General features: G+C 70.7%; 22 protein-coding genes. 12 read left to right on the top strand and 10 right to left on the bottom strand.

What is annotated here, in order from left to right:
• Positions 1-57 precede the first annotated feature (57 nt).
• From msrA to KAH28_RS15155, 7 genes are all read right to left on the bottom strand, one after another.
• On the bottom strand, positions 58-672 hold the full coding sequence (msrA, locus tag KAH28_RS15185; protein ID WP_290578046.1) for a peptide-methionine (S)-S-oxide reductase MsrA: 615 nt from the start codon (positions 670-672) through the stop codon (positions 58-60).
• The gene (gene msrB / locus KAH28_RS15180; protein WP_290578044.1) at positions 669-1172 is read right to left on the bottom strand and encodes a peptide-methionine (R)-S-oxide reductase MsrB; all 504 of its coding nucleotides are present in this window, start codon (positions 1170-1172) and stop codon (positions 669-671) included. The genes msrA and msrB overlap by 4 nt, the downstream gene beginning before the upstream one ends.
• An 88-nt stretch (positions 1173-1260) precedes the next feature.
• Positions 1261-1629, bottom strand: coding sequence for a DUF423 domain-containing protein (locus tag KAH28_RS15175; RefSeq protein WP_290578042.1), 369 nt, complete (start codon positions 1627-1629; stop codon positions 1261-1263).
• Entirely contained in the window at positions 1626-2000 is a 375-nt protein-coding gene (locus KAH28_RS15170; RefSeq protein ID WP_290578040.1) for a DUF4345 domain-containing protein, read from the bottom strand. The genes KAH28_RS15175 and KAH28_RS15170 overlap by 4 nt, the downstream gene beginning before the upstream one ends.
• Before the next feature lie 2 nt (positions 2001-2002).
• Complete coding sequence (locus tag KAH28_RS15165) at positions 2003-3385, bottom strand: saccharopine dehydrogenase NADP-binding domain-containing protein (RefSeq protein ID WP_290578038.1); 1383 nt, start codon at positions 3383-3385, stop codon at positions 2003-2005.
• 89 nt (positions 3386-3474) lie between these two features.
• Positions 3475-3936, bottom strand: a complete 462-nt coding sequence (locus tag KAH28_RS15160; RefSeq protein WP_290578036.1) for a DUF1499 domain-containing protein — start codon at positions 3934-3936, stop codon at positions 3475-3477.
• Positions 3908-4432, bottom strand: coding sequence for a DUF2845 domain-containing protein (locus KAH28_RS15155; protein ID WP_290578034.1), 525 nt, complete (start codon positions 4430-4432; stop codon positions 3908-3910). Before KAH28_RS15155 ends, KAH28_RS15160 begins: the two co-directional genes overlap by 29 nt.
• A 121-nt stretch (positions 4433-4553) precedes the next feature.
• Here KAH28_RS15155 and KAH28_RS15150 point away from each other — a divergent pair, with 121 nt between their 5' ends.
• Positions 4554-6698 (top strand): protein-disulfide reductase DsbD domain-containing protein, encoded by a 2145-nt coding sequence (locus KAH28_RS15150; protein ID WP_290578032.1) that lies wholly within the window; start codon positions 4554-4556, stop codon positions 6696-6698.
• A gap of 19 nt (positions 6699-6717) precedes the next feature.
• Here the strand turns inward: KAH28_RS15150 and KAH28_RS15145 are convergent, their stop codons facing one another.
• Complete coding sequence (locus KAH28_RS15145) at positions 6718-8016, bottom strand: adenylate/guanylate cyclase domain-containing protein (protein ID WP_290578030.1); 1299 nt, start codon at positions 8014-8016, stop codon at positions 6718-6720.
• A 181-nt stretch (positions 8017-8197) separates the two neighbouring features.
• Between KAH28_RS15145 and KAH28_RS15140 the strand changes: the two genes are divergently transcribed.
• Positions 8198-9010 (top strand): phospholipase A, encoded by an 813-nt coding sequence (locus tag KAH28_RS15140; RefSeq protein ID WP_290578029.1) that lies wholly within the window; start codon positions 8198-8200, stop codon positions 9008-9010.
• A gap of 3 nt (positions 9011-9013) precedes the next feature.
• On the opposite strand, the gene KAH28_RS15135 is transcribed toward KAH28_RS15140, so the two are convergent.
• Both KAH28_RS15135 and KAH28_RS15130 read right to left on the bottom strand, forming a co-directional pair.
• Positions 9014-11203, bottom strand: a complete 2190-nt coding sequence (locus KAH28_RS15135) for a diguanylate cyclase (protein WP_290578027.1) — start codon at positions 11201-11203, stop codon at positions 9014-9016.
• Positions 11204-11422: 219 nt separating this feature from the next.
• On the bottom strand, positions 11423-12628 hold the full coding sequence (locus tag KAH28_RS15130) for an argininosuccinate synthase (protein WP_290578025.1): 1206 nt from the start codon (positions 12626-12628) through the stop codon (positions 11423-11425).
• Positions 12629-12707: 79 nt separating this feature from the next.
• Between KAH28_RS15130 and rnt the strand changes: the two genes are divergently transcribed.
• From rnt to KAH28_RS15080, 10 genes are all read left to right on the top strand, one after another.
• On the top strand, positions 12708-13364 hold the full coding sequence (rnt, locus tag KAH28_RS15125; protein ID WP_290578023.1) for a ribonuclease T: 657 nt from the start codon (positions 12708-12710) through the stop codon (positions 13362-13364).
• A gap of 297 nt (positions 13365-13661) precedes the next feature.
• Positions 13662-14546, top strand: coding sequence for an urease accessory protein UreD (locus KAH28_RS15120; protein ID WP_290578021.1), 885 nt, complete (start codon positions 13662-13664; stop codon positions 14544-14546).
• A 93-nt stretch (positions 14547-14639) separates the two neighbouring features.
• Positions 14640-14942 (top strand): urease subunit gamma, encoded by a 303-nt coding sequence (locus KAH28_RS15115; protein WP_290578019.1) that lies wholly within the window; start codon positions 14640-14642, stop codon positions 14940-14942.
• Positions 14943-15119: 177 nt separating this feature from the next.
• Positions 15120-15443, top strand: a complete 324-nt coding sequence (locus KAH28_RS15110; protein ID WP_290578120.1) for an urease subunit beta — start codon at positions 15120-15122, stop codon at positions 15441-15443.
• 1 nt (position 15444) lies between these two features.
• Positions 15445-17154 (top strand): urease subunit alpha, encoded by a 1710-nt coding sequence (locus KAH28_RS15105; protein WP_290578017.1) that lies wholly within the window; start codon positions 15445-15447, stop codon positions 17152-17154.
• Position 17155: 1 nt separating this feature from the next.
• Positions 17156-17629 carry an urease accessory protein UreE gene (gene ureE / locus KAH28_RS15100; RefSeq protein ID WP_290578015.1) on the top strand — a complete coding sequence of 158 codons (474 nt, stop codon included), beginning with the start codon at positions 17156-17158 and terminating at the stop codon, positions 17627-17629.
• A gap of 67 nt (positions 17630-17696) precedes the next feature.
• Entirely contained in the window at positions 17697-18353 is a 657-nt protein-coding gene (locus tag KAH28_RS15095; protein WP_366918207.1) for an urease accessory protein UreF, read from the top strand.
• An 8-nt stretch (positions 18354-18361) separates the two neighbouring features.
• Positions 18362-19012, top strand: a complete 651-nt coding sequence (gene ureG, locus KAH28_RS15090; protein ID WP_290578011.1) for an urease accessory protein UreG — start codon at positions 18362-18364, stop codon at positions 19010-19012.
• A gap of 177 nt (positions 19013-19189) precedes the next feature.
• On the top strand, positions 19190-22567 hold the full coding sequence (locus KAH28_RS15085; protein WP_290578009.1) for an ATP-binding protein: 3378 nt from the start codon (positions 19190-19192) through the stop codon (positions 22565-22567).
• Entirely contained in the window at positions 22560-23477 is a 918-nt protein-coding gene (locus tag KAH28_RS15080) for a response regulator (RefSeq protein ID WP_290578007.1), read from the top strand. Before KAH28_RS15085 ends, KAH28_RS15080 begins: the two co-directional genes overlap by 8 nt.
• The last annotated feature ends 248 nt before the right edge of the window (positions 23478-23725 follow it).

The raw sequence follows: 23725 nt of genomic DNA, 5'->3' as shown, positions 1-23725 counted from the left end.
AAGGCGGGGACGAGCGATGCATTGTCACACCGCACGCGGGCGGTGTCAGCGCCGGTCTCACGCGTCGTCGGGCAGCTTGCCGGCCTCGTCGCCCCAGAGCTTCTCCAGCCGATCGTCGCGCCCGCAGTTGAAGCGGTAGATCTTGTAGCGGATGCTGTTCCGGTCCGCGTAGTCCTGATGATAGGCCTCGGCCTCGTAGAACGTGGTGGCCGGCGCGATCTCGGTGCGGACCTCGTCGAAGCGCGCCTCCACCTGCTCCAGGCTGGCCTCGGCGATCGCCTTCTCGGCGTCGTCGCGATAGTAGATGCCGGCGCGGTACTGGCTGCCGCGATCGCAGAACTGCCGGTCGGCGACGGTGGGATCGATGTTGCGCCAGTGGAAGGCCACCAGCTGCGCGTAGCTGATGCGCTCGGGGTCGTAGTGCACGCGCACCGCCTCGGTGTGCCCGGTGCCGCCGCGGCTGACCTGCTTGTAGGTGGGATCGGGGACATCGCCGCCCATGTAGCCCGACACCGCTTCGGTGACGCCGTCGAGCTTCTCGAAGTCGGCCTCGGTGCACCAGAAGCAGCCGCCCGCGAAGTAGGCCACCTCGCCGCCGGGGTCCGCGTCGTCGGCGGCCATCGCGGTACCCGTCGCCAGCAGCAGGCCGGCCAGCCATGCACGTGCCGTCATGCGGCCGCTCCGTCCGGCAGGCGCGCGTCGGGCAGCGACTCGCCCTCCGGCACGAAATGCAGCGCCAGCCCGTTGTTGCAGTAACGCAGTCCGGTGGGTTCGGGGCCGTCCTCGAAGACGTGCCCCTGATGCCCGCCGCAGCGCGCGCAGTGATACTCGGTGCGCGGGATGATCAGCTTGAAGTCGCGCTTGGTGGCCACCGCATCGGGCAGCGTGTCGTAGAAGCTGGGCCAGCCGGTGCCGCTCTCGTACTTGGTGCCGGCGTCGAACAGCGGCAGGAAGCAGGCGGCGCAGGTGTAGGTGCCGGCGCGCTTCTCGGCGTTGAGCGGCGAGCTGCCGGCGCGCTCGGTGCCCTCCTCGACAAGGATGCGATAGGCGTCGGCATCGAGCACCGACTTCCAGTAATCCTTCTCCTCGCGCGTGTAGGCGCCCAGTCGCATGCTCAGCATGCCCACGGGCAGTGCGGCGCCCAGCGCCGCCAGGACGTGCCGTCTCTGCATGCGGATCTCCTCGTTGGCCATCGATCGTTCATGGATCCATCGACCGTGCGCGCGCGGCGACGGTTCCCGGCGACCGCCGATTCCGGATTCACGAACGCAGCAGGTGGACGATCAGACACAGCCAGCCCGCGATCAGGCCGACGCCGCCGATCGGCGTGACGGCGCCCCACACGCGCACGCCGGACAGCGCCAGCACGTAGAGGCTGCCGGAGAAGACCAGCACCCCCAGCGTGAAGGCCACGCCGGACGCGGTCAGCCATGCACCGGCGGAGTGACGCGCCAGCAGCCCGATCCCCAGCAGCGCCGCGACGTGCCAGAACTGGTACTCCACCGCGGTGCGGAAGATCGCCAGCATGTCCTCCGGGAGCCGGCCGCGCAGCGCGTGCGCGCCGAAGGCGCCGGCCGCGACACCGAGCAGTCCGTAGACCGCGCCGATAAGCATCCAGGGACTGGTCATAGCTGCCTCCGCAGAAGAACGAGCGCGGCGGCCGCGCCCAGCCATTCGATGGCGATGAAAGCGAACACGAAGCCGGGCGGCACACCGTCCACGATCACCGACAGCGTGCGTCCCGCCGCGAGTCCGCCGAGAAAGACCAGCATGACCGCCAGCCCCGTGCGCCGCCAGTCCGGCAGCCAGGCGCCGAACGCGAGCAGCAGCCCGATGCCGAGGTGCATGCCGCCGTAGTTGGCGCGTACTTCGCCCAGCCACGCCGGTGAACGCAGCGCCAGATCGTAGGGCGCCAGATGCCCGACCGGATTCACCAGCCCGTTGGCGCCCAGCGCCAGAAACACCAGTGCGCCGATGCCGAGCAGCCAGCGCGCGGCCATGCTCAGCGCGACTCCACCACCGAGAAACGGATGCCGATGGCATCGAGCCGCCGGCGCAGCGCATCGCCCATCGCCACCGCCGGCGTGAGCTGCCCGGCGCGATCGGGGAGCGCGTCGAAGGCCGTGCACAGCACCGACTCGCCGAGCATCCGCGCGGTCTCGCCGTAACCGGGATCGCCGCCGGTGACGTCCACGATCACCGAGCGGCCACCGCCCTCGCCGAAGAAGCGCACGCGGAACCATCCGCGCTCGCGCTGCGCCTCGCTGGGCCCCTCGCCCGAGGACTTGCGGGCCATCAGCCAGCGGCGCAGCGGCGGTACCTGCGCACCGGCGAGCAGCGCACCGGCGCCGCCGGCCAGCATCAGCACGTTGCGCAGCGTCCGCACCTGGATGTAGTGCCCGTAGCGGAACGACGGGCCGTACACCGAGAGCGCGCGCGCCGAGCGCATGACGATCTGCGGATCGACGCTCGGGAAGGGCAGCACCCAGGTATCCAGGCGCTTGTCGAAATGCGGCCGCGCCGAGCCGCCGCCGACCCGACGCGCGCTGGTCACCGGCTCGCGCCCGCGCCGCTCGCGATGCGCCGCACGCGCCTGGCGCAGGCGCGAGAACGCCAGCAGGGCCGAGTGATAGGTACCCGCCGAGAAGGTGCCGCCGGCGCGCACGAAGCCGTCGATGCGCTTCGGCGCCTCCTCAGGGAGCTGCTGCGCGGTGAACAGCGCGCCGAGATCGTGCGGGATGCTGTCGAAGCCGCAGCAGTGGATCAGCTTCGCGCCGGAATCCAGCGCCATGTCGTGGTAGCGCAGCCACATGGTGTCCACGAACTCGGGCTCGCCGGTGAGATCGAGGTAGTGCGTCCCCGAGAGCGCGCAGGCGGCCACCACCGGCTCGCCGTAGCGCACGTAGGGCCCCACCGTGGTCGCCAGCACGCGCGTGGACGCGGCCAGCGCGCGCATGCTCTCGGCGTCGCCGATGTCGGCCTCGATGATGCCCGGGGCCGCTGCCGCCGAATGATGCCGGGCCAGATCCGCGCGTACCGCCTCGAGCCTGCCGCGGTCGCGCCCGGCGATGGCCCAGCGCGCCCCGGCCGGCGCGCTCGCGGCCAGATAGGCCGCGGTGAGGCCGCCGGTATAGCCGGTGGCACCGAGCAGGACGAAGTCGTAGGTGCGTTCGCCTGCACGTTCCGCGGAGACCTTGCGGGCCGCCTGCTTGCGCGGTGCGGCCTTCTTCGCGCCGCCCTTGGTAGCCGCGCGCTTGCCGGCGGCCTTCTTCGCTGCCTTGCCGGCAGTCGCGGTCTTGCGGGCCGCCTTCTTGCCGGCAGCGGTGCGCTTGCGGGCGGTCTTCTTCGCGGGCGGGGGCGTCTGCTGATCGTCGTTGTCGGCCATGGCGTCGGAGCGGGTTCGGAAAGGGAGCCTGATTATGCCCGCGCCACCGGGCAGGGCTCGATCGGGCTGGACACGCCGCCGGCGCCGCGCTACTGGTTCAGCGAACGGTCCGCATCGATCGACAGCGCGTCGCGCAGGGACTGCACGCGCTCGCGGTTGTCATCGGACAGCTGCAGCCCCGAGCGGCTCGCCGAGCGCACCTCGATGTAGCCCGGCCGACTGCAGAACCAGAGCTCGAGATCGTCCGGTCCGCGGATGACGCCGCCCTGGAAGACGGCGTGCACGTAGCAGTCGCTGTTGGTGACGACCTCGCTGTCGTCCTGCGCCTGGATGAAGCGCACCAAGCGCTCGCGCGCCGAGCGCGAGCTGCCGGCATAGCGCATGGGCGGGACGTGGTACTCGGGATTGTCGGCCTGGGAGGACACGCAGTGCCGCCCGTCGCAGGCGGCGAGCTCGCCGTCCGACCGGATCAGCTTGGGGTCGCCGGCACAGGCCTGCAGGAGCAGCGCCAGCGCCGGCAGGCTAGCTGCCGCGATCCAGCGTGCGCACATCGGTGATGACGGCGTTATCAAGGGTGTACTCCCGCACGAAATGACGAGGACCGAAATCGTAGCGCCATCGCTGGCGATGCACAGCCCGCTGTCCCGAACGCGTGCTGCCCATGCCGCTCAACGGACGGGCGGGCACCAGCAGATTGCCCACCACTTCGCGGCTGTCGGGCGACCCGCAGTAGGCCACGAGCCGGTAGGCGGACCAACCGCGCTGCGCCGCTCCGGGCCGGCAGTCCGCGCGCGCCGGCGGGGTGAAGCCGTAACCGTCGGACCCGATGGCGACCAGCCGATCACCGCGGAAACGCAGCACGCGCAGCAGGCGGGAGGAACCGAAGTTGTAGAACCACACCGCGCCGGCCGCCAGCGGTGGTGCCGCCTCCCACGACTCGATGTGATCGGGCTGCGCGCACCGGGCGCGGACCTCGTGGCCACGGTCGCCGCGGTCGACGATGCCGTCGGGGCAGCGCAGCGGATCGGCATATGTGACATCTGTCAACAACGCCGCCGTGAGGCATAATGCCACCCGCACCGCCCGCGTCGGGAACCCGGCGCCGCTTTCGTGCGTCCATGCACCCGTTGCCCGGCCATTCCGCACCATCGCCGTTACCGATTCACGAATGCGCTCATCGTACCGACTGCTCATCGCGCTGACCGCGCTGCTGGTCGCTGCCACCGGACACGCCGAGCCGACGCGCACCGACCACGCCGAGGCCGAGCTGCACAGCCAGCGCGACCATGCGGTGCCCGGCACCGCGTTCCGGGTGGCGCTGCGCCTGCGACCGGATCCGGGCTGGCACACCTACTGGCGCAATCCGGGCGACTCGGGCCTGCCCACGACCCTCGAGTGGACCCTGCCCGAAGGTGTGGAGGTCGGCCCCATCCAGTGGCCGTGGCCGGCGACCTACCGCCTTGCCGACATCGTCAACTACGGCTACGGCGACGAGACGATGCATCTCGTCGACGTGCAGCTGCCGGCCGACTGGCCGGTGGGCGAGCCGGTGACGCTGCAGGCGCAGGCCGACTGGCTGATCTGCAGCGACATCTGTGTTCCCGAGTCGGCGACGCTGTCGCTCGAGGTCCCCACGGCATCCGGTCCGGCGGACATCGATCCGGTGTGGGCGCCCGACTTCGAGCGCGCCGCCTCGCGCGTGCCGGAGCCCGCGGACTGGCCGGCCACGGCGACGCACGACGACGGCGCCATCCGGCTGCAGGTGCAGCTTCCGGATCTCGCCGCCCTGCGCGACGCGCGCTTCACGGTCTTCCCGGTCGCCATCGAGCTGCTGCACCACTCGGCGCCGCAGGGCGTCACGCGCCGCGGGAACACGCTGTGGCTGGAGCAGGCCGAGAATCCCTACTTCGAGCGCCTGCCCGCCGAAAGCGACTGGGTGCTGGTCGCCGATACCGCCGACGGCGCGCGCGCCTGGCGGGTCACCGCGCAGGCCGGCGCGGTACCGGCGCCGCCGGCCGACGCCGCAGACGCCGCCTCCGGCGACTACGACGCGCCTGATGCCGCCGCGCCTGCCCACGGGGACGGATCCGCGAGCGGCAGCGGCGAGCCCGCGGCCGGCGGCGGGCCCGGCCTCGCCACCATGCTGGCGCTGGCCTTCGGCGGCGGACTGCTGCTGAACCTCATGCCCTGCGTCTTCCCGGTGCTGGCCATCAAGGCGCTGAGCGTGCTGTCGGCGCGCGGCGAGAGCCGCGCCCACCAGCGCCTGCACGGACTCGTCTACACCGCCGGCGTGGTGGCCACCTGCCTGGCGGCCGCCGGCCTGCTGCTCGGCCTGCGCGCCGGCGGCGCGGCGCTGGGCTGGGGCTTCCAGCTGCAGTCGCCGGTGGTCATCGGCGTGCTCGCGTACCTGTTCTTCGCCTTCGGCCTGTCGCTGTCGGGCGTGTTCATGCTGGGCACGCGCGTCATGGGGCTCGGGCAGAGCCTCACCGAGCGCCAGGGCCTGAGCGGCTCCTTCGCCACCGGCGTGCTCGCCGTGATCGTGGCCAGTCCGTGCACGGCACCGATGATGGGCACGGCGCTGGGCTTCGCGGTGACGCAGCCGGCGATCATCGCGCTGGCGATCTTCGCCGCGCTCGGCCTCGGACTGGCCTCCCCCTTCCTGCTCATCGGCCTGATACCGACCCTGGCGCGCCTGCTGCCCAGGCCGGGCGCGTGGATGGAGCACTTCAAGCAGGCCATGGCCTTCCCGCTGTATCTCTCGGTGGCCTGGCTGCTCTGGGTGCTGTCGCGGCAGGCCGGCAGCGAAGCGCTGCTGGCGGTGATGGTCGGGCTGGTGCTGGTGGCCTTCGCGGCCTGGCTCTGGCACCGGCCGCACAGGCTCGTGCTGGCGCTGCGGGTCGCGGCGCTCGCCGGCGCCGCGGCGCTGCTCGCGACCCCGGCCATGCGCACCGGGGCGACCGCGGTCGCCACCGGCTCGGAGTCCTTCGAGAGCTGGTCACCGGAGCGGCTCGCCGAACTGCGCGCGGCCGGCGACACCGTGTTCGTCAACTTCACCGCGGACTGGTGCATCACCTGCCTCGCCAACGAACGCACGGTGCTGTCGCGCGACGCGGTGCGCGACGCGCTGGCGGCGGACGGGGTCCACTATCTGAAGGCGGACTGGACACGCAGCGACCCGCGCATCACCGAAGCGCTCGCCGGATTCGGGCGCAACGGTGTGCCGCTCTACGTGGTCTATCACGGCGAGGCCGAGCCGCAGGTGCTGCCGCAGATCCTCGGCACCGAGCTGGTGCTGGACGCGCTGGACCGCTGAACGCGGGCCGCGGAGGCGGCTACTGCAGGCGCAGCGGCGTCACCGGTTCGGGTAGTCCCTTGAGCGTCAGCGCTTCCGGGAGGCGCGATGCCGGCCCGCCTGCGGCTTCGATGTCCATGTCCGGCGCCAGCAGGACGTCGCCGTCGTCCGCGCTCGCGCACAGCCGCGCCGCGAGATTCACCGGCGTGCCGACGGCGGTGTATTCGCGGCGCGCGCCCTCGCCGATCAGCCCTACCGTCACCATTCCGCTCGCCACGCCGACGCCCACGCCGAGCGCCAGCCCCTGGGAACGCCATTCGCGACTCAGGTCGGCACCGGTCTCCCGGATGGCACGCGCCATCGCCAGCGCATGCTGCCGATGCCGGGGGTCCGGCACCGGCGCTCCCACCAGGATCAGCACCCCGTCGCCCGCCTGATCCTTGATGGTGCCGCCGAAACGTGCGGCGATGCGGCCGATCTCGCCGTAGTAGCGGCGAAGCACCGCCAGCACCGTGTGCGAATCGGTCTCGGCGGTGACCGCCGTGAAGCCGCGCAGATCGACGCAGACCACGCTGATCGTCATGCGCGCCGGTGCGGTGGCGCCCTCCAGGCCGCGCCGGCGCACCAGATCGGCCACCTGGGGCGACAGGAACTGCGCCATGAACTCGCCGCGGCGCCCCTGCTCGACGTGGTACTGCACGGCGCCCACCAGGAACACCATGGTGCCGAGCACCAGCGTCAGCGGCGCGTAGGAGGGCGGCAGCGCGATGCTCACCGCCAGCAGCGGAATGGCCAGCAGCATGGCCACCACGCGCCGCCGCTCGACCGGATCCGGCCGCCGGTTGAGCAGCAGCAGCAATGACGCGGTGCCGGCGAGCGACGCGAACAGCAGCGGCGTCGCGAACAGCCAGAACCAGGGCGACGCGAGCTCCACCCCGGTGCTCACCGCGTTGAGGAAGTGGGTCGAGCGCGCCTCGGGTGCGGTGACCGCGAGCACACCGTAGACGACGCAGGCCAGCTGGCCCCAGCGCACCAGCGTGTCGCCGCTCGCGGTGTGGAAGTCGGCGCTGGGCAGGGTGCGACGCACGTACAGCACCCACTGCAGCAGCGCGGCACCGGCGAGCATCTCCAGGAGTCCGAAGAAGCGCGTGATGATGGCGGGCACCGGCACCAGCTCGGGCAGCACGGCGTTGAGGAAGAGCCCGGCGCCGATGCAGTCGAAGGCCAGCGCCAGCGCTCGGCTGCTGGGTGTGGCGCGATCGGCGACGTAGAACACCACGCCCATGCCGCAACACACCAGCGCGACCACGCCGTACGCGAGCAGATGAGTCTCTTCCACGACACCTCCCCGGACCCGATCCGCACTATAGCGGCAGTGGTGCTGCACTACACTGGACGTCCCGCTCCGAGTCCGCCCCCGTAACCCCATGCCGCTCCGGCCACCGCACCGGCTCGCGCCGGCCATGCTCTGCGCATGCGCTCTGCTGTCTTCCCTGCCCCTGCACGCCGCCGAAGCGCCCGTGGACCTCGCGGAGCGGGACACGCCGGGAGACGCCGCACCCGCTCTCGGTGACAGCGGCGAGGGAGCCTACGGATTCAACGTGCGCAGTGAGGAATGGTCGCTGATCTCCAGCGCGCGCGGACTGTCGCTGCACAAGCCGATCTACGTGTTCCCCGCGACCTACAGCCCGTCGTACAAGGGCACCGAGACCGAATTCGTGTTCCAGTTCAGTGCCAAGCACCGGCTGCTCGGTACCAGTGTCTATTTCGGCTATACGCAGAAATCCTTCTGGCAGCTGTACAACGAGGACGACTCGCGACCGTTCCGCGAGACCAACTTCAACCCGGAGCTGTTCTATCGCTGGGAGCCGCAGTGGGAGCAGCTGCCCGAGCTGGGCATCGACGCGGGCATCGAGCACGAGTCCAACGGCCGCGACCTGCCGCTGTCGCGCTCCTGGAACCGCATCTACGGCGCCCTCTTCCTGCCGCGCGGCAAGTCGCTGTACTACCTCAAGGGCTGGTGGCGGATTCCCGAGCGCGCCCGACGCGACCCGGAGGACGCCGGCGGGGATGACAATCCCGACATCCAGGACTACCTCGGCTACGGCGAGCTGCACTACGCGCGCCAGATCGGCGAGCAGCAGCAGCTCACGGTGATGCTGCGCGGCAACCCGGCCACCGGCCACGGCGCCGCGTCGGTGACCTGGACACGACCCAACAGCAGTCAGACCTTCTTCTACGCGATCCGCCTCTGGCACGGCTACGGCGAATCGCTGATCGACTACGACCGGGTGGTCACGCGTCTGAGCGTCGGCGTCATGCTGGCGCGCTAGGACCTAGGACGCGGCCGTCTCGCCCGCCACCACCACGCGATTGCGGCCCGCCCGCTTGGCCTCGTACATGGCGTCGTCGGCAGCGGCGACCAGCGCACCGAGCGAGACGCCGTGATCGGGCAGCACCGCCACTCCCAGCGATACCGTGACCGGTGCGATGCCGGCCACCAGATCGGCAGCCGCAACCCGCCGGCGGATGCGCTCCGCGCAGTCGCGGGCGGCGGCGGCATCACTTTCCGGCAGCACGATGACGAACTCCTCGCCGCCGTGCCGACAGGGCAGATCGGAACTGCGCAACTCCGCGCGCAGGACCGCGGCGAGGCGGCGCAGCACCTGGTCGCCGGCCTCGTGACCATGGCTGTCGTTGACGCGCTTGAAGTGATCGATGTCGGCAGTGAGCACTGCCAGTGGCCGACCGTGCCGTGACGCGGCGGCGACCATCTGGGCCCCGACGGTATCGAGATAGCGGCGATTGTAGAGCTGGGTGAGCGGATCGCAGGTAGCTTGTTCCTCGAGCGTCCGTCGCAGACGGAGGTTGGCGATGCTCAGCGCGAGGTTCTCGCAGATGCGCGCGAGCAGGATCTCGGCCTCTTCCATGGTGCCCGCGCTGGCGGTGGTCACCCCCGGCGGCAACCGGCAGCGCAGCCAGCCGACGGGGCCTTCGGCGCTCATCAGGGGCACATCGAACTGCACCCCGCCGGCTGCGGTGTCGGCCGGTCGCGAGGCGTGCGCGAGTCCGTCGCTCAGCGTCTCGGGAAGTCCTGCCTCCGGCCCGGCGTCGGCGGCCTCGTCGCTGCCCCAGCGCGACTGGCGCAGCCATGCCCGGTCGGTCTCGATGTAGAGCGCACCACTGGAATACGGGAAAAGCGCCGGCATGTAGGCCGCGATGGTCTCGCCGAGATCGGCCTCGCTGGCACAGGTGGGCAGACGGGAAACCAGTTCGCCGACCTGCTGGAGCTGGGCGTTGTGGCGCTTCCAGCGATCATTCGAGGCCTGCAGCTGCCCGGTGCGCTCGGCAACCTCGTGCTCGAGCTTGGCAGCGAAGCTCTCCAGCGCCCGCTGCGCCTTGCGCCGGTCGGAGATGTCCGAGATCGCGGCGATGGCGTAGCGACCGTGCTCGACGGGCAGCGGGTTGAGACCGATCTCCACCGGCAGGCGGTGCCCGTCCGCGCGCACCAGCTCGAGGTCGCGTCCACCCCCCATCAGGCGCGCGCTGGGGTCGGCGAAGTAGCCGGCAATCAGATTCGGGTGCCGGGCCACCGACTCCGGGGGCACCAGGCGGTCGATGGCGCTGCCGATGAGCGCGCTGCGTGCGTAGCCGAGCAGGCGACCGGCCTGCTCGTTGGCCATGGCGATGCGCCCCTCGCGGTCGACCAGCAGCAGGGCCGTGGGCACGGCCTCGAACATCGCCCGTTGGGCGCTCTCCGAGGCGCGGCGCTCGGTGATGTCGAGCGCGGAGGCCACCAGGTAGTCGATGTTCCCGTCGGCATCGTGCAGCGGCCGGATCGCGAAGTCGGCCCAGATGGTCCCGTGCGCGGCACGGGCGCGGATGTCGAAGCGGAGCGTCTCCCCCGCCGCGGCGCGGCGCACGGCGTCGGCCACGGTCTCGCGCGCCGTCTCGTCCTCCCACCACTGCGCACGATCGATGCGGGCACCGATCAGCTGCTCGCGCGGCACGCCGGACACGGTCGCGAGCGAATCGTTGATCTCGACCAGGGCGCCGTCGGTGGTCAGCAGGCCGACGAACATCTGCGGTCCGAGACCATCCAGTACCGCCTGCATGACACCGGCCTGCCGCAGCTCCTGTTCGCAGGCGATGCGTACGCGCTCGGCGAGCTGTCGGCGCAGCTCCACGGCCAGTGCCAGCAGGAGCACCACCACGCACGCCAGGACCTCGAGGACGACGGTCTGCACCGCGGGCCCGACCAGGGCCGCCAGCGAGTCCGGCGCAAAGCGCACGACCATCAGCAGCGCTAGCACGCCGAGAGCGCACAGCAGCCCGGCCACGGCCCCGCCGACCACGACCGCGTATGCGACCGACAGGGCCATCGCCGTCATCAGCGCGACGCTGCCGAACAGCGCGTGGATGATCGTGGCCGTGGTCAGCGTCAGCAACGCCATCAATGCGACGTTGCGCACGACCGCGCCCCAGTCGCGCACGCGCGGCCGGGCGGCAAAGGCATCCGTGATCAATGCAGCCCCGTTCCCGCGCGATCGCGCACGGGCGGTGGAATCTCTGGACTGTTGCACAGTGAAGCCGCTGGAACGCTGGATGGTCAGGTTAGCGGCACCCGCACCCCCGTGCGAAGCGCAGCATCCGTCAACAGCTACCTTTTGTCAGCTTTCCGGCCCGATCACCTCCGGGATGCGCCCCTCGGTGCGCGAAACCCGCAGGGTGAGTGCGCCGGGACGTCACTGACGCTTGGCTACGGCCCGCAACCGCAGTGCGTTGAGCCGGATGAAGCCTTCCGCATCCTTCTGGTCGTAGGCACCCTCGTCATCCTCGAAGGTCGAGAGCCTGGGGTCGAACAGCGAAGCGCTGGAGCTGCGCCCCTCGACGATGACGTTGCCCTTGTACAGCTTGAGGCGCACGCGCCCGCCCACCTGCTGCTGCGACGCGTCGATGGCGGCCTGCAGCATCTCGCGCTCCGGGCTCCACCAGTAGCCGTTGTAGATCAGCTCGGCGTAGCGCGGCATCAGCTCGTCCTTGAGATGCGCCGCCTCGCGATCCAGCGTCAGCGACTCGATGGCCCGGTGCGCCTTGAGCAGGATGGTGCCGCCGGGGGTCTCGTAGCAGCCGCGCGACTTGATGCCGACGTAGCGGTTCTCGACCAGGTCCTGGCGCCCGATGCCGTGACGGCCGCCGAGCGCGTTGAGCGCCTCCAGCAACGCGTGCGGGCTCATGGTCTGGCCGTTGAGCGCGACCGGGTCGCCGCTCTCGAAGTCCAGGGTGATGACCTCCGCGGCATCGGGGGCGTCCTCGGGCGACACCGTCCAGCGCCACATGTCGGCCTCGGCCGTCCAGTCCGGATCCTCCAGACCGCCGCCCTCGTAGGAGATGTGCAGCGCGTTGGCGTCCATCGAGTAGGGCGAGCCGCCGCCCTTCTTCTTCTCGACGGCGATGCCGTGCTCGGCCGCATAGGCGAGCAGGCGCTCGCGCGAGTTGAGATCCCACTCGCGCCATGGCGCGATGATGTGGAGATCCGGTGCCAGCGCGGCCACGCCGAGCTCGAAGCGGACCTGATCGTTGCCCTTGCCGGTGGCGCCGTGCGCGATGGCATCGGCACCGGTCTCCTGCGCGATCTCGGCCAGCCGCCGCGCGATCAGCGGACGCGCGATCGAGGTGCCGAGCAGGTACTCGCCCTCGTAGACGGCGTTGGCGCGGAACATCGGGAACACGTAGTCGCGCACGAAGCGCTCGCGCAGATCCTCGACGTAGATCTCCCTGACGCCGAGCGCCTCGGCCTTGCCGCGCACGTGCGACAGATCCTCGTTCTGGCCGAGGTCGGCGGTGAAGGTCACCACCTCGCAGCCGTAGGTGTCGGCCAGCCACTTGAGAATGACGGAGGTGTCGAGACCGCCGGAGTAGGCCAGCACGACCTTGCGGATGGCGCTCATGGGAATCGGGGCGTGGGGATGAAGCCGCACATTATAGAGGCGGTGATAGAGTCTCAGGCCCGTTCGCCTCCCGCAGCCCATGCCCGCCTCCGAGAACCGTGTCATCGCGCGCCGATTCCGCGGCTTCCTGCCCGTGGTCGTCGACGTCGAAACCGGCGGCTTCAACGCGCAGACCGACGCGCTGCTCGAGGTGGGGGCGGTGATCCTCTCGGTGGAGCCGGACGGGCGGGTGGTGCAGCGCGAGTCGCTGGCGGTTCACGTCGAGCCCTTCGCCGGCGCCAACATCGAATCGGCCGCGCTGGCGGTCAACGGCATCAAGGTCGACAACCCGCTGCGCATGGCCGTGCCCGAGCGCGAGGCGCTGGACCGCGTGTTCCGCCCCATCCGCCGCGCGGTATCGGAGCTGGGCTGCCGCCGCGCCATCCTGGTCGGCCACAACGCCCACTTCGACCTCGGCTTCCTCAACGCCGCCATCGCGCGCACCGGCTACAAGCGCAGCCCGTTCCACCCGTTCTCGGTGTTCGATACCGTGACGCTGGCCGGTGCCGCGCTCGGCCAGACCGTGCTGAGCCGGTCCCTGGAGGCCGCCGGGCTGCCCTACAGCGCCGACGAGGCCCACTCCGCGCTCTATGACGCCGAGCGCACGGCGGAGCTCTTCTGCCTGCTCGCGAACCGCTTCAGCGACGCCTTTGCGGTTGGCGGCGACGATGACGACGGCAGCGGACAGGACGCCTGAGACGATGAAGCGGGCCCTGCACCAGCGGCCCGCGACCACCTGGAGAGGCATTCACCGGCGGCGCGCCGTCGCGATCCGCCGCGGTCGATACCGCCGACCGGAGCGGTGGCTGCCCGCAACGACCCGCATCGGCAGTCTCCGGTAGCACCGCGCGCGCCGCCATGGGGCATTTGACGTACAGATGCCCGCCACTGCGCGCGGCACACTGCGAGATCCATGCACCAATTTGGCACGGATCTTGATTCGTAGGGCCGGCGGAGACCGCGCCTGCGCGCCAACACGGACTGCCCTCGCACCATGACCACCATCGCCGTACCGATGCGCCCCGGCGGCGCGCCAGCGGCACGCACAGCGACCGCGCAGCGCGCGGACGGCAGCGCCCGCGTGGCATTCGACGCCCGCGCCGACGGCGTCACGCGCCTCGACGATCTGTACCAGCGTGCGCCCTGCCGCGTGCTCTTTCCGCGCAGCGCGGCCGGCGAGCCGCCACAGGCCGTGCTGCTGACCACCACCGGCGGCCTCACCGGCGGCGACCGCGTGCACGTGCGCTTCGCGGTGGGCAGCGGCGCGCGCGCCACGCTGAGCACGCAGGCCGCCGAGAAGATCTACCGCGCGCTGCCGGACGAGCCCCCCGCGCGCGTCGACGTCGCGATCACCGTCGACGATGCCGCCTGGGCCGAATGGCTGGCGCAGGAGACCATCCTCTTCGACGGCGCCCGTCTGCACCGCCGCGTCGAGGCCGATGTCGCGCCCGGCGGACGGCTGCTCGCCATCGAGAGCGCGGTGTTCGGCCGCAGCGCCATGGGCGAGACCATGCGCCGCGGCCTGCTGCACGACGCCTGGCGCATCCGGCGCGGCGGCCGCCTGGTCTGGGCCGACGGCCAGCGCTTCGCCGAGACCGATCTGGCGCCGACGCCGCCGGCCTTCGGACTGGACGGCGCGCGTGCACTGGCCACGCTGATCTACGTCGGCGACGACGCCGCCGCCATGCGCGACCGGGTCCGCCCGCTGATCGCCGATGCCGGCTGCGACGGCGCCGCCACCTGCATCGACGGGGTTCTGGTAACGCGGCTGATGGGCGCCGAGCCCCCGGTCCGACGCGCGGTGATGGCGCTGGGCGCGGCGCTGCGCGCTGCCGCCGCCGGCCTTATGCCCGAGCTGCCCCGCGTCTGGCACTGCTGACCCTGATCCCGTGCGAGTACATCCCATGAACGATCTGCCCCGATTACCCGCCCTCACCCCGTCGGCGCCGCTGCGCGGCAGGAGTTCCGGCGCATGAACCTGACCCCCCGCGAGAAGGACAAGCTGCTAGTGGCCACCGCCGCCATGGTGGCGCGCCGCCGGCTGGAGCGCGGCGTCCGGCTCAATCACCCCGAGGCGGTGGCGCTGATCACCGACTTCGTCGTCGAGGGCGCGCGCGACGGCCGCAGCGTCGCCGACCTGATGCAGGCCGGCGCCCAGGTGATCGGCCGCGACCAGGTCATGGAGGGCGTTCCCGAGATGATCCACGACATCCAGGTCGAGGCCACCTTTCCCGACGGCACCAAGCTGGTGACCGTCCACAACCCGATCCGATGAGAGGGTGCTCACAGAACTACTGCGCTCGGCATCTCGGCCGCCGGCGGTGCTCGGAAGCTCATGTATCGATTCATACACTGCGCTCCCTGTGCTCCGGCGGCGGCCGACCTGCCTTCGCTCGCTACGTTCTGTAAGCACCCTCCGGTGCCCATTCAACGGAGCCCACAAACCATGGAGATGATTCCCGGCGAGATCCTGACGCAGCCCGACGACATCGTGCTCAACGCCGACCGCCCGACCGTGACGCTGGAAGTCGCCAACAGCGGCGACCGGCCGGTGCAGGTGGGCAGCCACTACCACTTCGCCGAAGCCAATCCGGGGCTGGTCTTCGACCGCGACGCCGCGCGCGGCATGCGGCTCGACATACCGGCCGGCTCGGCGGTGCGCTTCGAGCCGGGGCAGACGCGCGAGGTCACGCTGGTGGCCTTCGCCGGCGCGCGCACGGTGATCGGTTTCCGCGGCGAGGTCATGGGCGCGCTCGACACCACGGAGGGCTGCTGACATGGCCTTCACCATCGACCGCGCCGCCTACGCCGGCATGTACGGCCCCACCGTTGGCGACCGCATCCGTCTGGCCGACTCGACGCTGCTCATCCGCGTCGAGGAGGACCGCACCATCCACGGCGAGGAGGTCAAGTTCGGCGGCGGCAAGGTCATCCGCGACGGCATGGGCCAGAGCCAGGTCACGCGCGCCGAGGGCACCGCCGACACCGTCATTACCAACGCCGTCATCCTCGACCACTGGGGCGTGATCAAGGCCGACATCGGCATCCGCGACGGCCGCATCAGCGCCATCGGCAAGGCCGGCAATCCGGACACCCAGCCGGGCGTCGACATCGTCATCGGCCCGGGCACCGAGATCGTCGCCGGCGAGGGCAAGATCGTCACCGCCGGCGCGGTCGACCCGCACATCCACTTCATCTGCCCACAGCAGATCGAGCACGCGCTGTGCTCGGGCGTCACCACCATGCTGGGCGGCGGCACCGGCCCCGCGCACGGCACGCTGGCCACCACCTGCACGCCCGGCCCCTGGCACATCGGCCGCATGCTGCAGGCGGCCGAGGCCTACCCGATGAACATCGGCTTCTTCGGCAAGGGCAACAGCAGCCGTCCGCAGGCGCTGGAGGAACAGATCCGCGCCGGCGCCTGCGGGCTCAAGCTGCACGAGGACTGGGGCTCGACGCCGGCAGCCATCGACTGCTGCCTGGGCATCGCGGATGCCATGGACATCCAGGCGATCCTGCACTCGGACACGCTCAACGAGGCCGGCTTCGTCGAGAGCACCATCGCCGCCTTCAAGGGCCGCACCATCCACGCCTTCCACACCGAGGGCGCCGGCGGCGGCCACGCGCCGGACATCATCCGCGTGTGCGGCCAGAGCAACGTGCTGCCGTCGAGCACCAACCCCACGCGCCCCTACACGGTGAATACCGTCGACGAGCATCTCGACATGCTCATGGTCTGCCATCACCTCGACCCGCGCATTCCCGAGGACGTGGCCTTCGCCGAAAGCCGCATCCGCAAGGAGACCATCGCCGCCGAGGACATCCTCCACGACCTCGGCGCCTTCTCGATGATGGCCTCCGACAGTCAGGCCATGGGGCGCGTCGGCGAGACGCTGATCCGGTGCTGGCAGACCGCCGACAAGATGAAGCGCCAGCGCGGCAGCCTCCCCGGCGACGACGGCGAGGCCGACAACCTGCGCGCGCGGCGCTACATCGCCAAGGTCACCATCAATCCGGCCGTCGCCCACGGCTTCAGCGATCACGTGGGCTCGGTGGAAGTCGGCAAGCTCGCCGATCTGGTGGTGTGGTCGCCGGCCTTCTTCGGGGTCAAGCCGGACCTGGTGCTCAAGGGCGGCAGCATCGCCACGGCGCCGATGGGCGACCCCAATGCCAGCATCTCCACGCCGCAGCCGGTGCACTACCAGCCCATGTTCGGGGCCATGGGCCGCGCCTGCGCACCATCGGCGCTGCACTTCGTCAGCGGAGCGGCGGTCGAGGACAGCATCGCCGAGAAGCTCGGCCTGACGCGCCCGGTGGCCGCGGTGCGCAACACGCGCGCCATCGGCAAGGCGGACATGCACCTCAACGATGCCACGCCCGACATCGACGTCGACCCCGAAACCTACGAGGTGCGGGCCGACGGCGAGCTGCTGGTCTGCGAACCCGCCACCGAGCTGCCCATGGCGCAGCGCTACTTCCTGTTCTGACATGAGCCCGCGCGCCACCACCGTCCTCCCCGCGGGCCACTGGCCGGCCGAGTCCACCGCCGACACGCTGACCCTCGACTACGAGCAGCGCCACCGACGGCGCTTCCACTACCAAGCCGCCGGCGGCACCGCCTTCCTGCTCGACCTGCCGCGCACGGTGCTGCTGCGCGACGGCGACGGCCTGCAGCTCGACGATGGACGCACCATAATGGTGCGCGCCGCACCGGAGGCGCTCGTGCGTGTGAGCGCCGCCGACGGCGTCGCGCTGATGCGACTGGCGTGGCACATCGGCAACCGTCATCTCCCCGCCGAACTGGCTGCCGACCACATCCTGATCCGCGATGACGCGGTCATCGTCGCGATGCTGCGCGGCCTCGGCGCCACAGTGGAGACCGTGACGTGCCCGTTCACGCCCGAGGCCGGCGCGTACGCGGGCGGACATCACCATCACGATCATGCCCATGCCCACGCCTGAGCGGCAGGCACTCCCGCCCGGCGAAGCCGCGCAGCCGGCCGCGGCGCGCGATACCGCGGACCTGCACATGCTGCTGGCCTGGAGCTCGCCGTCCTACCCGACCGGGGCCTTCAGCTACAGCCACGGGCTGGAATGGGCGGTGGAGGCGGGCGCGGTCCGCGACGCGGCCGGCCTGCAGGCCTACGTGGACGCCGTCATGCGCCGCGGCGGCGGCTGGGTCGACGCGGTCTGCTTCGCGCACGCCCACGCTGCCGCGGAGCAGCCCGAAGCGCTCGACGCCGTCGCCGAGCTCGCCGCCGCCTTCCGCGGCTCTGCCGAGACCGCGCTGGAGAGTCACCAGCAGGGCCGCGCCTTCCTCGACATCACGCGGCGCGCTTGGCCGCACCCGGCGCTCGACGCCTTCGCCGAGCGCCACGCCGGGCGACCGGTGGCGCACGCCGTGGTGATGGCGCTGGCCGCCGGCGCCCACGGCGTCGCGCTCGACGCCGCGCTCAACGCCTATCTGCACGCGCTGGCCGCCAATCTGGTGTCGGCCGGCGTGCGCCTGATCCCGCTCGGCCAGACCGACGGCCAGATCGCCACCGCGCGCCTGGCGGCGAGCATCGACGCCATCGCGGTGGCCGCACGCCGCGCCGGGCTCGACGACCTCGCCACCAGCGCCCCGGCGCTGGAGCTCTGCGCCATGCACCACGAAACCCAGTACACGAGGCTCTTCCGCTCATGAACCTGCCCATGAACCCATCCGCGAATCCGCCCGCGCCGGGCAACGGCCCGCTGCGCGTCGGCATCGGCGGCCCGGTCGGCTCCGGCAAGACCGCGCTCACCGAGCGCCTCTGCCGCCTGATGGGGCCGCACTTTGATCTCGCCGCCATCACCAACGACATCTACACGCGCGAGGACGCCGAGTTCCTCACCCGTTCGGGGGCACTGGCCGCCGAGCGCATCGCCGGCGTAGAGACCGGCGGCTGCCCGCACACCGCCATCCGCGAGGACGCCAGCATCAATCTCGCGGCGGTTGCCGACATGCACGCGCGCTTCCCGGGCCTGGAGCTGATCTTCATCGAGAGCGGCGGCGACAACCTCGCTGCCACCTTCAGTCCCGAGCTCGCCGATATCACCATCTACGTCATCGACGTCTCGGCCGGCGACAAGATCCCGCGCAAGGGCGGCCCCGGCATCACGCGTTCGGACCTGCTGGTGATCAACAAGATCGATCTCGCGCCGCTGGTCGGCGCCTCGCTCGAGGTCATGGACCGTGACGCCCGCCGCATGCGCGGCGAGCGCCCCTTCGTGTTCAGCAACCTCAAGGAGCAGCAGGGGCTGCAGGAGATCGCCGACTTCATCGTCCGCGCCGGCGGGCTGGCCGTGGCGGATTCAACCTAGGCGCCCGACCGTGGGAAGGAAGAACCACAGATTTCACGGATTGCGGGGATTGGTTGCTCGTCTTCTCGCGAACGACGCGCGCGCACCGGCACTGCACCGTCTACCGGAAGGCAATCTGCGTGAATCCGCGAAATCCGTGGTTCCCTTCGCCTTGCCCGCACGAAGCGCAACGCAGCCATGACCGCCGCCCGGCAACGCATCGTCCGCGAGCGGCGGCAGTACAACAAGTGGGCCAACAGCCAGACCCTCGAGGACTACGCGCTGCGCTTCACCGCGCAGAAGGCGCGGCGCTGGTCGGCGTGGCGCATCGCCAATACCGCGATGGGCTCGATCGCTTTCCTCGCCTGCGAGGCCATCGGCGGGACCCTGACGCTGGCCTTCGGCTTCGCCAATGCCGCCACCGCCATCGGGCTGGTGTGCGGGCTGATGTTCTTCATCGGCCTGCCCATCGCCTACTTCGCGGCGCGCTACGGGCTCGACATCGATCTGCTCACCCGCGGCGCGGGCTTCGGCTACATGGGCTCGACCATCACCTCGCTGATCTACGCCTGCTTCACCTTCCTGCTGCTGGCGGTGGAGGCCAGCATCATGTCGGTGGCGCTGCAGGCGGTGTTCGGCATTCCGCTGTGGCTGGGCCACATCATCAGCGCGCTGCTGGTGATCCCGATCGCGATCTACGGCATCCGCTTCATCAGCCGCATGCAGCTGGCCACCCAGCCGATCTGGGTCGTCCTGCAGATCGCGCCGCTGATCTTCCTGGCGATGCATGCCGGCCCCGAGCTGGCGGCGTGGACGCAGTTCACCGGCGAGCGCGGCAACCCCGACGGCGGCATCGATCTGATGGGCCTGGCCTCGGCGTCGTCGATCCTGCTGGCACTGCTGCCGCAGATCGGCGAGCAGGCCGACTACCTGCGCTTCCTGCCCGACCGCGAGCGCACCGGCCGCACGCGCTGGTGGGTGGCGCTGCTGACCTCCGGGCCGGGCTGGGTGGTGCCGGGCGGGCTCAAGCTGCTGGCCGGCTCCTTCCTGGTGTTCTTCGCCATCGAGCACGGCGTGCCGCGCGCCGCCGCCGAGGAGCCCACGGGCATGTTCCTGGCGGTGTTCTCGCGCATGGTCGAGAACCCCGGCATCGCCCTGCTGCTGACCGGCGTCTTCGTCGTGGTGTGCCAGCTCAAGATCAACGTCACCAACGGCTACGCCGGCTCGATCGCCTGGTCGAACTTCTTCTCGCGCCTGACTCACGCCCATCCCGGACGCGTGGTGTGGCTGGTGTTCAACGTCGTGCTGGCATTGCTGCTCATGCTGGTGGGCGTGCTGACCGTCATCGAGAACGTGCTGGTGCTCTACGCCAATCTCGCGGTGGCCTGGATCGGCGCGCTGGCCGCGGATCTGGTGATCAACAAGCCGCTCGGCTACAGCCCGAAGGGCATCGAGTTCAAGCGCGCGCATCTCTACGACATCAACCCGGTGGGTGTGGGGGCGCTGGCGCTGTCCATCGTGTTCTCGACCCTGGCGCTGGTCGGTGCCTTCGGCGCGCTGGCGCAGGCGCTGGCACCCTTCATCGGGCTGGGGGTGGCCTTCGTGGCCACGCCGCTGATCGCGATCGCCACGCGCGGCCGCTACTACATCGCGCGCACCCCGGAGACGCTCGAGAGCCACAACGGCGAGGTGCGCTGCTCGATCTGCGAGAACGCCTTCGAGGGACCGGACGTGGCGTTCTGTCCGGCCTACGCCGGGCCGATCTGCTCGCTGTGCTGCACGCTGGAGACGCGCTGCAACGACCTCTGCAAGACCAACAGCCGCTTCAACGAGCAGATCACGGCGGCGCTGCGCCGCCTGCTGCCGACCGGCGCGGCGCATTCGGTGCACGGCAGCATCGGCCACTTCGTCGGCATCCTGGCGCTGTTCATCTTCGCCACCGGCTATCTGCTGTCGATGATCTACATGCAGTACTCGGCGGTGGCGCCGGAATCGGCGGCGACCATCCGCACCACGCTGTGGGTGGTGTTCTTCAGCCTGCTGGTGCCCTTCGGCATCGCCGCCTGGCTGATGGTCCTGGCCCACGAGAGCCGGCGCGCGGCGGAAAGCGAGTCGGAGCGCCAGACCAGCATGCTGATGGACGAGATCGCCGCCCACGAGCGCACCGACACCGCGCTGCAGCAGGCCAAGGAAGCGGCCGAGGCGGCCAACGAGGCCAAGAGCCGCTACGTCGTCGGCATCAGCCACGAGATCCGCTCGCCGCTCAACGCCATCTTCGGCTACGCCCAGCTGTTGGAGCGCGACCCGCAGCTCACCGGCAGGAACGCGGTGCGCGTCATCCGGCGCAGCGCCGAGCACCTGTCGAATCTGGTGGAGGGCCTGCTCGACATCTCGCGCATCGAGAGCGGGGTGGCGCGGCTGAGCCGCGACACCGTGCCGATCCGCGAGCTGCTGGAGCAGATCGCTGACATGTTCCGCGTGCAGGCGGTCGCCAAGGGCATCGACTTCCGCTTCGAGCAGCCCGACGAGCTGCCGGCCACGGTCTACACCGACCAGAAGCGGCTGCGCCAGATCCTCATCAATCTGCTGTCCAACGCCATCAAGTACACCGAGCGCGGCGAGGTCGGCCTGCGCGTGCACTACCCGAGCAGCGAGGTCGCCGAGTTCCGCATCAGCGATTCCGGCATGGGCATCCGCGCCGATGATGTCGAGAGCATCTTCGAGCCCTTCGAGCGCGGCGGCATGCCGGGCGCGCGCGCACTGCCCGGAGCCGGGCTCGGCCTCGCCATCACGCGGGTGCTGGTGCAGATCATGGGCGGCGAGATCCTGGTGCGCAGCCAGCCGGGCGAAGGCAGCACCTTCACGGTGCGCATCCGGCTGCCGGCCGCCTGCGGAGCGCGCGACGAGCGTGCCCAGCGCCGGCAGGTCGTCGGCTACGAGGGACCGCGCCGACGCATCCTGCTGGTCGACGACAATCCGGCGCACCGCGAGCTGGCGCGCAGCCTGCTGGAGCCGCTGGACTTCGATCTCGTCGAGGCGGGCGAGGCCGCCTCGGCGCTGCAGATCGCGCGCGAGCTCAAGCCCGACCTGGCCATGCTCGACATCGCCATGCCCGGGATGGACGGCTGGGAACTGGCGGCCGCGCTGCGCGCGCTGGCGCTGCCCGGTCTGCGCATCATGATGGTCTCGGCCAATGCCCACGACAGCCACGTCGGCGGGGGCCCCGACGCGGTACACGACGCCTTCGTCATGAAGCCCATCGACATCGACCTGCTGCTGGAACGGCTCGGCGAACTGCTCGCACTGCAGTGGCGCCACCAGCCGACCGAAACGGACGCGACAACGGAAGGCGCCGACGCCGCCGAACCCCCGGGGGCCGAGGCCGTGCATTTTCTCGATGCGCTCGAGCAGCTGGGCCGCATCGGCTACATGCGCGGCATCGAGGCCCAGCTGCGCGCCATGGAGGCCGAACATCCCGGCACCGCCGCCTTCGCGGCGCGCCTGCGCGGCCATCTGGCCGACTACGACCTCAAGGGCTTCCTCGCCCTGCTGGAAGCGGCGAAGCACCATGGCTGACGCTCCGAAGCGACGCGACATCGTGCTGGTGGTGGACGATGCCCCGGACACGCTCAGCTTCCTCACCGACACGCTGGAGGGTGCCGGCGTCACCGTGCTGATCGCCACCGACGGCGCCAGCTGCCTGGAACTGGTCGACCAGATCACCCCGCATCTCATCCTGATGGACGCGATGATGCCCGGCATCGACGGCTTCGAGACCTGCCGGCAGCTGAAGCAGGACAAGGGCCTGCAGCATGTCCCGGTGGTCTTCATGACCGGCCTCGGCGATACCGAGCACGTGCTGGAGGGACTCAAGGCCGGCGGGGTCGACTACGTCACCAAGCCGATCGTGGTCGAGGAACTGCTGGCCCGCATCCGCGTGCATCTCGCCAACGCGCGCGTCGCGCACGGCTCGCAGATGGCGCTCGACGCCACCGGCCGCTTCCTGCTGGCGGTGGACGGCGACGGCCAGCCGCTGTGGTGCACGCCGCGCGCCGAGCAGCTGCTCGCCGATGTCTTCGCCATCGAGCAGGTCGAGGCCCCGCACTTCCCCGACATCGCGTCCGAGCGGCTCGCGCGCGTCTGCCGCGAACCGCCGGCGACGCAGAGCGCCTTCTTTCTCAACATCGACGACCGCCGTCTGGAGTTCACCTTCATCAGCGCCACCGGCGACAACGAGTTCCTGTTCCGCATCCACGACCTCAGCCCCGGCCGCGAGGAAGCCATGCTGCAGGAACTGCTCCAGCTCACCCGCCGCGAGGCCGAAGTCCTGCTCTGGATCAGCCGCGGCAAGGCCAATCGCGAGATCAGCGCCATACTCGACATCAGCCCGAGGACCGTGAACAAGCATCTGGAGCAGGTGTTCGAGAAGCTGGAGGTGGACAACCGGGCGGCGGCTGCGGCGCGGGCGGTGCGGGCGTTGTCGTGAGGGGTTTACGGGTCACTGAGTGACCTGCCCGCTGGTGTCGCGACCGCGGCGCGTCTCGCTTTCTCGTTGACTCGTTCGCGCTCGCGGATTCCGTGCCTCGGTGCTACAGCCCTCCTCGTTGACCCGGTCGTGCTCCCGGGTTCCGCGCCTCGGAACCTCAGTGCTACCGAATGATGCCGCTCGACCGGCGCGGGCAACTTTTCTGTTTTGCGACAGAAAAGTTGCCAAAAGAGCGCACCCCGCAGAAG

It is taken from the genome of Algiphilus sp., assembly GCF_023145115.1.
GTDB lineage: Bacteria > Pseudomonadota > Gammaproteobacteria > Nevskiales > Nevskiaceae > Algiphilus.
This window is presented reverse-complemented; position numbering and strand designations above follow the sequence as displayed.

What these genes read in the sequence shown, in the direction of transcription:
- msrB (WP_290578044.1), bottom strand. Translation starts at nt 1,172, where the DNA reads ATGCAGAGACGGCACGTCCTGGCGGCGCTGGGCGCCGCACTGCCCGTG.
- KAH28_RS15150 (WP_290578032.1), top strand. Translation starts at nt 4,554, where the DNA reads ATGCGCTCATCGTACCGACTGCTCATCGCGCTGACCGCGCTGCTGGTC.
- ureG (WP_290578011.1), top strand. Translation starts at nt 18,362, where the DNA reads ATGAACCCATCCGCGAATCCGCCCGCGCCGGGCAACGGCCCGCTGCGC.
- KAH28_RS15085 (WP_290578009.1), top strand. Translation starts at nt 19,190, where the DNA reads ATGACCGCCGCCCGGCAACGCATCGTCCGCGAGCGGCGGCAGTACAAC.
- KAH28_RS15110 (WP_290578120.1), top strand. Translation starts at nt 15,120, where the DNA reads ATGATTCCCGGCGAGATCCTGACGCAGCCCGACGACATCGTGCTCAAC.
- rnt (WP_290578023.1), top strand. Translation starts at nt 12,708, where the DNA reads ATGCCCGCCTCCGAGAACCGTGTCATCGCGCGCCGATTCCGCGGCTTC.
- KAH28_RS15120 (WP_290578021.1), top strand. Translation starts at nt 13,662, where the DNA reads ATGACCACCATCGCCGTACCGATGCGCCCCGGCGGCGCGCCAGCGGCA.
- KAH28_RS15080 (WP_290578007.1), top strand. Translation starts at nt 22,560, where the DNA reads ATGGCTGACGCTCCGAAGCGACGCGACATCGTGCTGGTGGTGGACGAT.
- KAH28_RS15115 (WP_290578019.1), top strand. Translation starts at nt 14,640, where the DNA reads ATGAACCTGACCCCCCGCGAGAAGGACAAGCTGCTAGTGGCCACCGCC.
- ureE (WP_290578015.1), top strand. Translation starts at nt 17,156, where the DNA reads ATGAGCCCGCGCGCCACCACCGTCCTCCCCGCGGGCCACTGGCCGGCC.
- KAH28_RS15175 (WP_290578042.1), bottom strand. Translation starts at nt 1,629, where the DNA reads ATGACCAGTCCCTGGATGCTTATCGGCGCGGTCTACGGACTGCTCGGT.
- KAH28_RS15170 (WP_290578040.1), bottom strand. Translation starts at nt 2,000, where the DNA reads ATGGCCGCGCGCTGGCTGCTCGGCATCGGCGCACTGGTGTTTCTGGCG.
- KAH28_RS15095 (WP_366918207.1), top strand. Translation starts at nt 17,697, where the DNA reads ATGCTGCTGGCCTGGAGCTCGCCGTCCTACCCGACCGGGGCCTTCAGC.
- KAH28_RS15160 (WP_290578036.1), bottom strand. Translation starts at nt 3,936, where the DNA reads ATGTGCGCACGCTGGATCGCGGCAGCTAGCCTGCCGGCGCTGGCGCTG.
- KAH28_RS15105 (WP_290578017.1), top strand. Translation starts at nt 15,445, where the DNA reads ATGGCCTTCACCATCGACCGCGCCGCCTACGCCGGCATGTACGGCCCC.
- msrA (WP_290578046.1), bottom strand. Translation starts at nt 672, where the DNA reads ATGACGGCACGTGCATGGCTGGCCGGCCTGCTGCTGGCGACGGGTACC.
- KAH28_RS15130 (WP_290578025.1), bottom strand. Translation starts at nt 12,628, where the DNA reads ATGAGCGCCATCCGCAAGGTCGTGCTGGCCTACTCCGGCGGTCTCGAC.
- KAH28_RS15165 (WP_290578038.1), bottom strand. Translation starts at nt 3,385, where the DNA reads ATGGCCGACAACGACGATCAGCAGACGCCCCCGCCCGCGAAGAAGACC.